The following is a 12,453-nucleotide window of genomic DNA, read 5'->3' on the forward strand; positions in this document are numbered from 1 at the left end:
TCTCGCCCCTGGGGCGGAAGTTCAGCTTCCGGACACCTCTTCGAGTTAACTGCGCGTCGGTAGTAGGCTCGCGCCGTTTGTTGACGCACATGCGTACCCCCTGCCGGTGGGGGTTCGAGCTGGGGGAGGCCATGCGCTTTCGCGGGAAGTCGATCCGCCGGAAGATCGTGGCGCTGCTTCTCGTGCCGCTGGTGTCCCTGACCGCCGTCTGGGGCTTCGCCACGGTACTCACGGGACGCGAGGCGAGCCGTCTGTTCACGGTGTCGTCCCTGGTCGAGAAGGTCGGTTACCCGATCGAGGACACCGTCCGGGTCGTCCAGCAGGAACGCCGCCAGACCCTCGTCTACCTCGCCGACCCCCGTGCCTCCGAGGCGCTGTCCGCGTTGCGCCGCACCCGGACCGCCACCGACGAGGAACTTGCCGAGATCCGCCGGAACGCCCAGGACCCCGACGTGCGTGACGTCCTGGACCAGGACGACGGGGAGGGGCTGACCGCGGTCCTCGACGCCTTCGACGGCGTCGACTCCCTGCGCCGGGGCGTCGAGGAGGGCACCGTCACCCGGACGCAGGCCCTCGCCCTCTACACCCAGCTGATCGACCCCTGTTACACCCTGCTGGCCAGGATGGACGTCGTCGACAGCGTGGAGATGGACAAGCAGTACCGAGCGCTCGTCAGCGTCGCCCGCGCCCGTGAACTGGTCTCCCAGGAGGACGCGCTGCTCGGTTCCGCCCTGGTCGTGGGCCGGCTCAGCCGCGAGGAGATCCGCGACGTCTCCGACCTGGAGGCCCAGCGGGAGGTGGTCTACGAAGTCAGCCTCGCCCAGCTGCCCGCCGCGGAGCGCGAACGCTACGAGAGCTTCTGGAAGAACGCCACCACGGCCCCGCTGCGCACTGTCGAACAGGCCGTCGTCGCGACCGCACCCGGGGGCATGCCGAGGGGCGTCAGCGCCAAGAGCTGGGACACCGCGGCCGGAAACGTCCTCGAGGAACTCGGCACTCTGGACGAGCAGGCCAACGACCGCTACCAGGACCGTGTCCGCCCGGTGGCCATCGAGGTCATCGTCAAGGCCGTCGTCGCCGGTGTCTTCGGACTGGTCGCCCTGCTGGTCTCCCTCTTCCTGTCCGTGCGGATCGGCCGTGGCCTCATCCGCGACCTGCGCCAGCTCCGGCTGGAGGCCCACGAGGCGTCCGGCGTGCGGCTGCCCAGTGTGATGCGCCGTCTGTCGGCGGGCGAACAGGTCGACGTGGAGACCGAGGTGCCGCGGCTGGAGTACGACAGGAACGAGATGGGCGAGGTCGGCCAGGCCCTCAACACCCTCCAGCGCGCGGCGGTCGAGGCCGCCGTCAAACAGGCCGAACTGCGCGCCGGTGTCTCCGAGGTCTTCGTCAACCTCGCCCGCCGCAGCCAGGTTCTGCTGCACAAGCAGTTGACCCTCCTCGACACCATGGAGCGCCGGACCGAGGACACCGAGGAACTCGCCGACCTCTTCCGCCTCGACCACCTCACCACCCGCATGCGCCGGCACGCCGAGGGCCTGGTGATCCTCTCGGGCGCCGCCCCTTCCCGGCAGTGGCGCAAGCCCGTACAGCTCATGGACATCGTGCGTGCCGCGGTCGCCGAGGTCGAGGACTACGAACGCATCGAGGTCCGCCGGCTGCCGCGCCTCGCCGCCACCGGCCCGGCGGTCGCCGACCTCACCCACCTGGTGGCCGAACTCCTGGAGAACGCCACGGTGTTCTCCCCGCCGCACACCGCTGTCCAGGTGTTCGGCGACCGCGTCGCCAACGGATTCACCCTCGAGATCCACGACCGCGGCCTCGGCATGGCGCCCGAAGCCCTTCTGGAAGCCAACCTCCGGCTGGCCGAGACGCCGGAATTCGAGCTGTCCGACACCGACCGCCTCGGGCTGTTCGTGGTCAGCCGACTCGCCCAGCGGCAGAACGTCCGCGTCTCCCTTCAGCCCTCGCCGTACGGGGGGACGACGGCCATCGTCTTCATCCCCGACGCACTGCTCACCGACGACGTCCCCGACACCAACGGCATCGGCTTCCGGCTCGACCGCCCCCGGCCCCCGAAGGAGGCCGAGTCCGCGGACACCCGAAGGGCCGCCCTCTCGCCGGCCGCGGTGCAGCTCCCCGGAGTGCCCGCCTCGCTGTTCGACGGTCCGGTCGAACTGGAGGCCCCCGTCGACCTGGACGTCCTCGGTGAGTTCCCGGTCACTCTCGACGAGGACGACGACCGCGGTGGCCTGTTCCGCCCGCGGCACTCCCTCGTCCGAGGCGAGGACAAGCCGTCCGCAGGCGTCGTCGACCAGCACCACAGGCTTCCCGACAACCCGGAACCCCACGGGCCCCTCGCCGACGACCCGGCCGGTACCGTGCCTCCGCCGTCCGGCCGGCCCATGCCCAAGCTGGTCAGTTCGCACGGCCGCCCGGTCCCGGAACAGCGGCCCCGCCGCGCCGAGCCCGACCCCGAACCCCCCGCGAGGCCCGGCCCACGCCGGGTGGACGGCGACGGCCCGGCGCCGCTGCCGTCGCGCCGCCGCGGTACGTCGGCGCAGATCCCCCGCCGTGGAGGCACGACCGAGCCCTCCGCGCCGGCGGAGCGACCCGGCCCCGGTGCGGACGCCTCGTCCCGGCCCCCCGCCCTTCCCCAGCGCACGCGCCAGGCCGCGACCCGCCAGGACGGTCCCGACGCCACGCCCGGGCACGCGGACACGTCGTCCGGCCGGCCCGGCAGCGCCCGGAATCCGGGAACCGCGACTTCGGACGGCAACCCCGGCACAGGTGCGCTGCCGCGGCGGGTACGGCAGGCGAACCTGGCCCCCCAGCTCAGGCAGGGCCCGGCCCCGCGCTCCGACGACCGGGCCGACCTCGCGGACCGGGACGCCGACGAGGTACGCAGCCGTATGGCCTCGCTCCAGCGTGGCTGGCAGCGCGGCCGTGTAGAGAACGCCGCGGGCGACGACGCCCACAGCGGCGCGGCACCACAGGGAACGACAAAGGGGGACGGTCGATGACCGCACCGAAGACGACCGGCCACAGCACCACCGACGACCGCGAGCTGAACTGGCTCCTTGACGAACTCGTCGACCGCGTGGCCGGCATCCGCAAGGCCGTCGTGCTCTCCGGCGACGGTCTGGCGACGGGTGTGTCCAAGGACCTGACCCGGGAGGACGGCGAGCACCTGGCCGCCGTCGCCTCCGGCTTCCACAGCCTCGCCAAGGGCGTCGGCCGGCACTTCGACGCCGGCAGCGTCCGCCAGACCGTCGTCGAACTCGACGAAGCCTTCCTGTTCGTCACGGCCGCAGGCGACGGCAGCTGTCTCGCCGTCCTCGCGGACGCCGACTCGGACGTGGGGCTCGTGGCGTACGAGATGACGCTCCTCGTGAAGCGGGTCGGGGTACATCTGGGCTCCACCCCACGCACCGATCTGCCCTCCGGCGGGTAGTGGGATGGCATGAGCACAGACGGTCAGGGAAGAAGTCACTGGTTCGACGACGAAGCCGGACCGGTCGTCCGTCCGTACGCCATGACGCGCGGCCGCACCACCAGTGCGTTCCAGCACCGCCTCGACCTGATCGCGCTGGTCGTCGCCGAACCCCACGCCGAAGACGCGCAGACGGACCCCTCGCTGTCGCCGGAACACGCGGACATCGTCGGCCTGTGCCGTCGGACACCGCAGTCGGTCGCCGAACTCGCCGCCGAACTCGACCTGCCCATCGGAGTGGTACGGGTCCTCGTCGGCGATCTCGTGGATGCCGAGTTCGTCCATGTGAACCGTCCGGTTCCTCCTGCCGAGCTGCCGGACGAAAGCATTCTGCGCGATGTGATCAACGGCCTCCGGGCACTGTGAGCAGCGCGGAAGCGAGGTGAGGACGTGACCGGCAGACGGCCCCGGGTGGCCCGGGACGGCATCTTGCCCGTCACCGTCACGCGCCTCCCCGGACGGACGGCCGGGGAGGCGCGAACCGCAGCCGCGCAACCCGGCACGCCGGGCCGACACGGCGGTCGCGGGACGTCGGCGCCCCCTGGAGGACACGCGGACCCGCGTCGGCGCCGTCCGCACGGACCACCGCCCCACACACCCAGTCGAGCATCAAGCAGGAGAAGAGATCGATGATCTTCGGGCGTTCTGAGCGCGGCAAGCCCCCGGTCGAGCCCGTCACGCTCAAGATCCTGGTGGCCGGCGGCTTCGGCGTGGGCAAGACCACCCTCGTGGGAGCCGTCAGCGAGATCAGGCCGCTGCGGACCGAGGAGTACCTCACCGAGGCGGGCCGCCCGGTCGACGACACGTCCGGCGTCGAGGGCAAGCACACCACCACCGTCGCCATGGACTTCGGACGCATCACGCTGCGCGAGGACCTGGTGCTCTATCTCTTCGGGACGCCCGGCCAGGAGCGGTTCTGGTTCATGTGGGACGAGCTCTCCGAGGGCGCGCTCGGCGCCGTCGTGCTCGCCGACACCCGCCGGCTCGAGGACTGCTTCGCCGCCGTCGACTACTTCGAACGGCGCTCCATCCCCTTCCTCATCGCGGTCAACTGCTTCGAGGGCGCCGCCCGTTATCCGGAGGAGGACGTGCGCGGCGCCCTCGACCTCGATGACGGCATCCCGGTGGTGCTGTGCGACGCCCGCGACCGCAGATCGGTCAGCGACGTCCTGGTCGGTGTGGTCCAGCACGCTATGGACCACGGGGCGGAACGTCGCCGGGCGCTCACCCCCTGAACCGTCCGGACGGCCGCGGGCCGCCGCCCATGAGCGCGGTACGCCCGGCGTGGGTGACGTCGGGTGCCGCCCCATGGAGCCCTCCACGGCTCTCTCAGGCGTGTTGCGGGGTCCTCCGGGGCTCCTGTGGCCCTCTCGCCCACCTGGCGTCCCTGGACGCCTCCAGCAGCCGGTGCGCCGGGCGTCCGGCGGCCGGGTCGACGGCGGCCGAAGGGCGTCGAACGTCCGACTCGAACGGTCCCTTCGCCCGACCGTCCGCGACCCTCCGCGTCCAACGGGCTGCGTCCCACCGTCCGCCCGGTCGCCGACAAGGGGTCAGCCCACGCCCGGTTCTGCCCCCACCGCTCCCGATGCCGTCGGGGCCATCGGCGGTGACCCGCGCCGGATCTCGTAGCCGGTCAGCCCCGCGTGGCCGACGACCCAGCTCGACCCGGGCATGGACTTCGCGGCCCCCTTCAGAGGCGCCAGACCCGCCGCCGCCTGACGGTGATCGCTCACGCTGCCCGGTCGGCACAGGACGGTGGCGAGGGAGAGCGTGACCGGATGCCCGCCCGCCGACCACGGCGCGTCCAGCACGGAAACGGCCAGCGGCTCCAGGGCCTCCGGATCGGCCAGTACCAGGAAGTCGTCTCCGCCGATGTGGCCCACGCGCGCGTTCCCCGACGCCGTCATCAGCAGGGCCCGTCCCACGGACCGGATCAGTTCATCGCCCGTCGCGAACCCCGCCCTGTCGTTGACCTGCTTGAAGTGGTCGATGTCCAGCCAGCTGAGCGCGAACGGACGCCCCTGCGCGATCCGCCTGTCCACCTCTGCGGTGATCGCGTCCGAACCGGGCAGCCGGGTCAGCGGATTCAGCCCGGCCGCCTCCTCGACCCGGCTCTCGGCCAGCGCCCGTACGAGGTCCGCCAGCCGGACGACGCCCACGCAACGCCCGTCGTGGTCGACGACGGCCACGTCGTCGGAGGTACGGTCCCGGTCGCCGACCGCGACCACGTCCACGACCTCCCACGCCGTAGCGTCGACGCCCACCGTCCGCGGCGGGTCACCGAGCCTGACCGCGGGGCGGTCCGCGTACAGGGCATGGCCGTAGCGCCCCGACATCGACAGCAGGAAGCGCGACCGGTGCACCGACCGCACGGGGATCCCCGTACGGTCCACGAGCAGTACCCCGGACACGTCCGGCGAGCCGGTCAGCAGTGCCCGTACCTGGCCGGCGGAGGCGGTGGCGGGCAGCAGCGCGGCAGGCCGGACGAACTCCCGCACCGATGGCCCCGACCGAGGTGCCGGCGCCACGGCTGGTCCGAGCGGCGGGATGTACACCTCGGCGGCGGGCAACCGGCTCGGCGGCGCGAAGAGCGTGCCCTGGGCCAGCTGCGCGCCGGCCGACACGGCGGCCGCGCACTGGGCTTCCGTCTCCACACCCTCGACGACCAGCGGTGCCCCCAGCTCGTCGCACAGGACCCGCATCGCCCGGATCGCCGCGGGCCGCGCCAGGAGCGACGCGTCGAGTTTGACGAGGTCCGGCGCGAGGTCCACGAGCAGCCGCAGCGGCGCGTCCCCGTCGCCGATGCCGTCCGCACCGACCCGGAAGCCCTGCTCCCGCAGGGCATCCACGGCTTCCAGCAGCGCGCGCTGCGGAACGTGCGTGTAGGGCGGAACGATGTCCAGCGTCACCTCCCAGGGCAGCCGCCCCGCCTCACGCACGGCGTCGTGCAGCGCGGTGAGCCCACCGAGGTCGGCCAGCGTGCCGGCGAACACGTTCACCTGGAGGGGCAGCAGGGTCTCCTTGCGGGCCGCCGCACGAACCGCGGCCACGGCCAGCCGACCGTCGAGCCCGGGATCCCGGCGGGCCTGCGCCACGATGTCGCCGGCCTCGGGGCGGGCGAGTATCTCCAGTCCCACGACCGCTCCGGTGGCCAGGTTGATCACCGGCTGGAAGGCGAAGCGGAGAGTGTCCGTCCAGGAGTGCACGGGAGCATGATTGCGCCGCGCGCGTGCGCCCAGGCCCAGTTCATGAGACGTTCACACAGGATTCCGGGATGGTCACGGTCCGTGACCCGACCGGGGACCGGGCAGGACCGGGCAGGACCGGCAGACGCTCCGGTCCTTCGTCACCGCACCGCGACCACCGCCGAACCGTGCCCGAACAGCCCCTGGTTCGCCGTGACGGCCACGCGCGCGTCCGCGATCTGGCGCTCGCCCGCCTGCCCCCGCAACTGCCAGGTGACCTCGCAGACCTGGGCGATCGCCTGGGCCGGCACCGCCTCGCCGAAGGAAGCCAGACCACCGCTCGCGTTCACCGGTATACGGCCGCCCGGCGCCGTGGCACCCTCCCGCAGCAGCTTGGCGGCCTCGCCGTCACCGCACAGCCCCAGGTCCTCGTACCACTGCAACTCCAGGGCCGTGGACAGGTCGTACACCTCGGCGAGGGACAGGTCCTCGGGCCCGATGCCCGCCTCCTCGTAGGCGGCGCGCGCGATGGAGGCCCGGAAGGTCTCACCGGCAGGCTCCGCCGCCACCGCGGAGTCGGTGGCGATGTCCGGCAGGTCGAGCACCGTGCCGGGGTACCGGGGTGTCACCGTGGACACGGCCCTGATGCGTACCGGTTCGGCCACCCCGTGCCGTCGGGCGAACTCCATGCTCGACAGCACCAGGGCCGCACCGCCGTCCGACGTCGCGCAGATGTCCAGCAGCCGCAGCGGATCGGCGACCACGGCTGATGCGGCGACCTCCTCCGCCGTGACCCGCTTGCGGTAGCGCGCGTTCGGATTCAGCGCGCCCATGGCGGCGTTCTTCACCTTGACCTGGGCGAAGTCCTCCGGCGTGTCCCCGTGCACCGCCATGCGCCTGCGCGCGTACAGCCCGAAGTACGTCGGATTGGTCGCGCCGAGCACCCGGAACCGCAGCCAGTCCGGGTCGTCCGGCCGGTCTCCGCCCGCAGGCCGGAAGAAGCCCTTGGGAGCGGCGTCGGCTCCCACCACGAGCACGACGTCGGCCAGCCCCGCGAGGATCTGGGCGCGGGCCACGGCGACCGCCTGGGCGCCCGAGGCGCACGCCGCGTACACGCTCGCGACGCGGGCGCCCTGCCACCCCAGCGCCTTGGCGAACGTCGCTCCGGCCACATATCCCGGATAGCCGCCACGCACCGTGTCCGCGCCCACGATCGAATCGACGTCCCGCCAGTCCACACCGGCGTCCGCGAGGGCCGCGCGCGCCGCCTTCACGCCGTACTCGACGAAGCCGCGCCCCCACTTGCCCCACGGGTGCATTCCGGCACCGAGCACCGCCACCTCCGCCGTCATCCCGCCACCTCCGTCGGCCGCCACCACCAGGTCGTCCAGGTCGTCTCCGCGTCCTCGGCGAGCACGCCCGGAACGACCTCCACCTCCATGCCCACCGTCAGATCGGCGACGGCGACCCCGGGAACCGCCTGTCCCAGCACCACGATCCGCTCGGACTCCAGCTCCACAGCGATCAACGCGTACGGCTCCCAGGGAAGTTCCGGATCGCTCACATAGGGTGACGGAGGGCGGTAGCGGCTGTCCGTGTAAGACCAGACGCGTCCGCGCCGGGAAAGCGGTGTCTCCTCCAGTTCGCCGCCTCGGCAGCCAGGGTTGCGGCAGTGCGCGTCCTCACGCGGGAAGAAGACCGACCGGCATGCCGAGCAGCGCGTGCCGAGCAGTCTGAAATCGTCCCCGTCCCCGGCGAACCACCCCGTGACCACAGGTGTGCGTGTACGTGACAAGGCCCCTCCCGGCAGTGATCTGACGGAACGTCAGAAGTGTGTCATGGGTGTGCCGAAATGGGCAGGGCAGGAGACATGACACGACTCTCCGGCCCAGCACGCGGTGTCGTCGCCGTGCTCGTCGCCCTGCTGACCGTGACCGCCGCCTCCGCCACCGCGCGGGCCCGCACCGACCCCCGGGCTCCCGCGGACTTCGTGGCGCTCAGAACGGTCGACCCGACGATCCTTCAGGAGATGCGCTACTTCACCCCGCACAACTTCGTCGGCGAGCGCGTCGACGGCTACCGGCAGCCGCTCTGCATCCTCACCCGCCCGGCCGCCGAAGCCCTGCACAGGGCCCAGACGAACCTGCTGCGCCAGGGATACACACTCAAGGTCTACGACTGCTACCGCCCCCAGCGCGCCGTGAACCACTTCGTCCGCTGGGCCGAGGACCTCAACGACCAGGAGATGAAAGGGGAGTTCTATCCGAACGTCGACAAGACCCGCCTGTTCGAGGACGGATACATCGCGGAGAAGTCCGGTCACAGCCGCGGTTCGACCATGGACCTGACCATCGTGAAGCTCCCCTCCACGCGGACCAGGCCCTATCTGCCCGGTGAACCCCTCGTGCCGTGCCACGCACCACAACAGCAGCGCTTCCCCGACAACTCGGTCGACATGGGAACGGGGTTCGACTGTTTCGATACCCTGGCCCACACCCTGGACCCGCGCGTCCAGGGACAGCAGCGCGCCAACCGGACACTCCTCAAAGGGACCCTGGAAGCCCTCGGCTTCGTGAACCTCGCCGAGGAGTGGTGGCACTACACCTTCAAGCCCGAGCCCTACCCCGACACCTACTTCGACTTCCCCGTGTCCGCCGCGTCCCTCGCCCGGAGGGCGTGAGCCACCTCCGTACGACACCCTCCCCAAGATCGGATACGCTCCGCCGCGTGTCCGAATCTCTGCACTCCATTTCGAACTCCGCGCGCGACTCCCACTGTTCGAGTTGCGGAGCGCCCTACGGGGAGGGCGTCACCGGCTGGCCCCGCACCTGTCCGGCCTGCGCCACCGTGGCCTACCGCAACCCCCTGCCGGTCGCCGTCGCGCTCCAGCCCGTGTACGACACGAAGGGCACCGCCCTGGTCGTCATCACCCGAACCATCGCCCCCGCGCGCGGGGGCATCGCACTGCCAGGCGGCTACATCGACCACCGCGAGGACTGGCGGCAGGCCGTCGTCCGCGAACTCAGGGAAGAGACCGGCATCGACGCCGCCGGCCGCGACGTGCGGCTGGCCGACGCCATGAGCTCGCCCGACGGCCACCTGCTGCTGTTCGGACTCCTGCCGGAGCGGCCCGCGGACCGTCTCCCGGTGACCGCCCCCACGGACGAGACGGAAGGATGGCATCTCCTGCACCGTCCGGAGGAGCTCGCCTTCCCCCTTCACACGCTCGCCGTGCGGGCGTTCTTCGAGGGCCGCTACATCTGAGCTCACCGCTCGCCGAGCCCGCGGACGCGCACCGGGTGGGACGGCGCCCGCACGCCGTCCTCACCCTCCCGCTCGACGACGACCCGCGAACCCTCCCAACGGACGACGTACCGCTCGGTCTCCGGCTCCTCCCAGCCGTCGCCCGCGTCCCGCACGACCACCCCGCCCCCGGTCCGACCCCGGACAGGAGCCCACACCTCCAGCTCCAGCCGTCCGTCGTCCCCGCGCACCGGTATGACGGCACCCGCGCGCGCGAGCACCGGGATGCGCGACAGCGGAGCATCCACGAACACCTGCCCCGGCCCCTGGTACGCCCGCTCCGTCGCGGTGTCGTACCAGCGCCCCCGGGGCAACTGCACCGAACGCCGGTCCAGGCCCGGACCGAACACGGGCGCCACCAGGAGGCTGTCGCCCAGCAGGAAGGCGTCCTCACAGTCCCGCAACACCCGGTTGCCCGGCGCCCCCCACCACACCGGACGCACATAAGGGGCCCCCGAACGGCGGGCCAGGTGCGCCAGCGTCACCCAGTACGGCAGCAGCCGCCGACGCTCGACGAGTGCCACGCGCGCGTGCTCCAGCACCTCGGGACCGAACTCCCACGGCTCCCGGCGCCGCGCGCGCCCGCTCGCGTGCGTGCGGAACAGCGGCAGGTACGCGCCCAGCTGGAACCAGCGCAGATACAGCTCGGGCGTCGCGGCGCCGTCGAAACCGCCCACGTCCGGACCCGACAACGGCACACCGCACAGCCCGAGCCCCAGCACCAGGGAGAGCGACGCCCGCAGGCCCGGCCAGCCCGTGACGAGATGGCCGCACGAGGTGCCTCCGTAACGCTGCGAGCCTGCCCAGCCGGACCGCGAGACGACGAACGGACGCTGGTCGGGAACCAGCTCCCGCAGCCCCTCGTAGGCCGCCCGGGCCATGCACAGGCCGTACACGTTGTGAGCCTCGCGATGATCACCACCGCGGCCCTCCAGGGCATGCCGCGCGGACAGCGGCAACGTCGCCTCCCCGAAGGCGGCGAACACCGTCGGCTCGTCCAGGTCGTGCCAGAAACCGGTGAACCCCTGCCCGATCCGCTCGCCGTACAGACCTCCCCACCACTGGCGCACACGCCCGTGGGTGAAGTCGGGGAAAACAGCCTCACCGGGCCGCACCACCGCCTCGACGAGCCGCCCCGAAGGGTCCCGCACGAAGGCGTCCTCGGCGGCCCCGCCGTCGTACACGGCGTTGCCCCGCGTGGCCTTGACCGCCGGGCCGACGGCCGACACCAGCCGGATGCCGTCGCGACGCAGTTCCTCGGCGAGCAGCGCCAGTTTCGGGAACCGGTCCTGGTCGACGGTGAACACCTGGTGCTCGTCGTGGTGGTCGGTGTCCAGATGGACGGCGTCGAGAGGCAGACCGTGCTCGTGCCAGCGCGTGACGAACCGGCGCACCTCCTCCTCACCGCCGAAGTCCGCGCGCGCGTGATGGTGACCGAGCGCCCACGCCGGAGGCAGCGCCGACGCCCCGGTCAGTGACACCCAGGCGAGCAGCACGCGCGCGGGCGTACCCACCACCACCCAGCAGCGCAACGGCCCCCCGCCCATCCGGACCTCGCACGCCCCGGGCCGGTCGTGCCCCGAGCCGGCGCCCTCCGCGCCCTCCCGCAGCGTGACGGTGCCGTCCCAGGAGGTGTCGTGGAACACCAGATGGGTGGCCGCGTCGGCCACCACCAGCTGGACCGGCATCGTGAGATGCAGCGGACCGTCCCCACGGCCGAACGCGCGCTCAGGATCCGTGTTCCACAGGCGGTACGTCCCGTCACGCAGCCGGGGCCCGGACGCCCGACCGCCGAGACCGAAGAAACGCGCGTCCGCCGCCACCTCCGAACGCTGCATCCAGCGCGCAGGTCCACCCTCCTCCGGCTCCCACCACCGGGGCGGCAGATCACGCCGCAACACCACGCCTCCCGGCGTGCACACCTCGATGGCCCCGTGCCGTGAGACCACGACCGTCACCCGTTCGGCGACGACCCGCCACCCGCCGTCCTTGTCGGGCTCCAGCACCGCCCGCGGATCCGGCTCCGGACAGCGGCCGGCCAACGCGTACGACGGCTCGGGCTCGGCACCGTCCCACCCCCAGAACACCGCGCCGTTCACGGCCACGCGGATCCTCAGCTCCGAGCGACCGAACCGCAGCATCCCACCGCCGGGCTCCGGCTCCGCCTCCCGTACCGCACCCGGCACCCGTGCGCGCTCGCGACCCCGCACCGGCAGCCCGGCGGCGTCGACACGGCTTCTGCGCCAGGCGGCGCGCACGGTCCGCAACCCCTGGGCAGCACCCGCGGAACCGACCGCCTTCATCGAGCGCACCAGGTCACGACCGTCCATGCTGTTCACCCTGTCACTGACCACGCCGACCGCGCGGCTCGTTCAACTGCCGTTCACCCGTGGTGTGGCCACATCTTCACGACACGGACTGTGGGGAGCCCACCCTGGTGCAGAAGTCGATCACATGGCATCGTCCGTGTCAGCC

At 72.2% G+C, this 12,453-nt stretch carries 10 protein-coding genes; 6 read left to right on the plus strand and 4 right to left on the minus strand.

Annotated features, from left to right (window positions below; translation table 11 throughout):
- Positions 1 to 131 precede the first annotated feature (131 nt).
- The 4 genes from OHS71_RS33855 to OHS71_RS33870 all read left to right on the plus strand — a co-directional run bounded on the left by OHS71_RS33855 (position 132) and on the right by OHS71_RS33870 (position 4,725).
- Entirely contained in the window at positions 132 to 3,020 is a 2,889-nt protein-coding gene (locus OHS71_RS33855) for a sensor histidine kinase (protein WP_328484731.1), read from the plus strand.
- Positions 3,017 to 3,451 (plus strand): roadblock/LC7 domain-containing protein, encoded by a 435-nt coding sequence (locus OHS71_RS33860; protein WP_328483121.1) that lies wholly within the window; start codon positions 3,017 to 3,019, stop codon positions 3,449 to 3,451. The genes OHS71_RS33855 and OHS71_RS33860 overlap by 4 nt, the downstream gene beginning before the upstream one ends.
- A gap of 9 nt (positions 3,452 to 3,460) precedes the next feature.
- Positions 3,461 to 3,856 (plus strand): DUF742 domain-containing protein, encoded by a 396-nt coding sequence (locus tag OHS71_RS33865; protein WP_328483122.1) that lies wholly within the window; start codon positions 3,461 to 3,463, stop codon positions 3,854 to 3,856.
- A gap of 263 nt (positions 3,857 to 4,119) precedes the next feature.
- On the plus strand, positions 4,120 to 4,725 hold the full coding sequence (locus tag OHS71_RS33870) for a GTP-binding protein (protein WP_328483123.1): 606 nt from the start codon (positions 4,120 to 4,122) through the stop codon (positions 4,723 to 4,725).
- Between the two features lie 315 nt (positions 4,726 to 5,040).
- Here OHS71_RS33870 and OHS71_RS33875 read toward each other — a convergent pair whose 3' ends face one another.
- The 3 genes from OHS71_RS33875 to OHS71_RS33885 all read right to left on the minus strand — a co-directional run bounded on the left by OHS71_RS33875 (position 5,041) and on the right by OHS71_RS33885 (position 8,449).
- Positions 5,041 to 6,696, minus strand: coding sequence for a GGDEF domain-containing protein (locus OHS71_RS33875; protein WP_328483124.1), 1,656 nt, complete (start codon positions 6,694 to 6,696; stop codon positions 5,041 to 5,043).
- Between the two features lie 140 nt (positions 6,697 to 6,836).
- A complete protein-coding gene (locus tag OHS71_RS33880; protein ID WP_328483125.1) occupies positions 6,837 to 8,027 on the minus strand; it encodes a lipid-transfer protein in 1,191 nt (396 codons plus the stop codon).
- On the minus strand, positions 8,024 to 8,449 hold the full coding sequence (locus OHS71_RS33885) for a Zn-ribbon domain-containing OB-fold protein (RefSeq protein ID WP_328484732.1): 426 nt from the start codon (positions 8,447 to 8,449) through the stop codon (positions 8,024 to 8,026). Before OHS71_RS33885 ends, OHS71_RS33880 begins: the two co-directional genes overlap by 4 nt.
- 96 nt (positions 8,450 to 8,545) lie before the next feature.
- Between OHS71_RS33885 and OHS71_RS33890 the strand changes: the two genes are divergently transcribed.
- Together OHS71_RS33890 and OHS71_RS33895 are read left to right on the plus strand one after the other, a co-directional pair.
- On the plus strand, positions 8,546 to 9,355 hold the full coding sequence (locus OHS71_RS33890) for a M15 family metallopeptidase (protein ID WP_328483126.1): 810 nt from the start codon (positions 8,546 to 8,548) through the stop codon (positions 9,353 to 9,355).
- Between the two features lie 47 nt (positions 9,356 to 9,402).
- Complete coding sequence (locus OHS71_RS33895) at positions 9,403 to 9,939, plus strand: NUDIX domain-containing protein (protein WP_328483127.1); 537 nt, start codon at positions 9,403 to 9,405, stop codon at positions 9,937 to 9,939.
- A gap of 2 nt (positions 9,940 to 9,941) precedes the next feature.
- Here OHS71_RS33895 and OHS71_RS33900 read toward each other — a convergent pair whose 3' ends face one another.
- Positions 9,942 to 12,308 (minus strand): TIM-barrel domain-containing protein, encoded by a 2,367-nt coding sequence (locus OHS71_RS33900; RefSeq protein WP_328483128.1) that lies wholly within the window; start codon positions 12,306 to 12,308, stop codon positions 9,942 to 9,944.
- Between the last annotated feature and the right edge of the window lie 145 nt (positions 12,309 to 12,453).

The organism is Streptomyces sp. NBC_00377, assembly GCF_036075115.1.
Classification (GTDB): Bacteria; Actinomycetota; Actinomycetes; order Streptomycetales; family Streptomycetaceae; genus Streptomyces.